The following is a 498-nucleotide window of genomic DNA, read 5'->3' on the forward strand; positions in this document are numbered from 1 at the left end:
CATTAAACGGCACCTTCACTTTCTTCAACCAGGTCGAACTGCACGACCCGACGTTTGCTCTGGTCACCGAGCAAGAGTTTTTCCACGACAAAAATCAGCGTCAGCAAGCCGCCCAGGGGGATCGGCAGATAGGTCACGCCAACCCGCAGATCGGGCAGGGCGGCCATGAACTGGTTCCAGGTGGAGATGCACAGCTTGGTGCCCCAGATGGTCATGAAGATGCAGATGGCCGCCATCAGCAGTTGCGAAAAAATCGCCGCTGCGGATTTCAGCTGCGGTGGCATGCGGTCGGTGAGCATGGCCACGGCCATGTGCGCACCGGCGCGGTAACTGGCGGCGGCGCCGATGAAGGTGAACACCATCATCAGCAGGATCGCCGTCGGCTCTGGCCAGCTGGAGCCGGTGCCGAGCACGTAACGGGCGAAGACGCCCCAGGGAATCATCAGGGAAATCGCCAGGACGGAGAGGCCGGCGACCCAGATGCACGTCATGTAGATC

Annotated in this window: 1 protein-coding gene; it reads right to left on the reverse strand. The window is 61.0% G+C overall.

The features are described from left to right. Positions 1-2: 2 nt before the first annotated feature. Positions 3-497 (reverse strand): TRAP transporter small permease, encoded by a 495-nt coding sequence (locus tag J5M56_RS24565; RefSeq protein ID WP_347709438.1) that lies wholly within the window; start codon positions 495-497, stop codon positions 3-5. Position 498 lies beyond the last annotated feature (1 nt).

It is taken from the genome of Pseudomonas sp. 51_B, assembly GCF_017491595.1.
Lineage (GTDB): Bacteria > Pseudomonadota > Gammaproteobacteria > Pseudomonadales > Pseudomonadaceae > Aquipseudomonas > Aquipseudomonas promysalinigenes.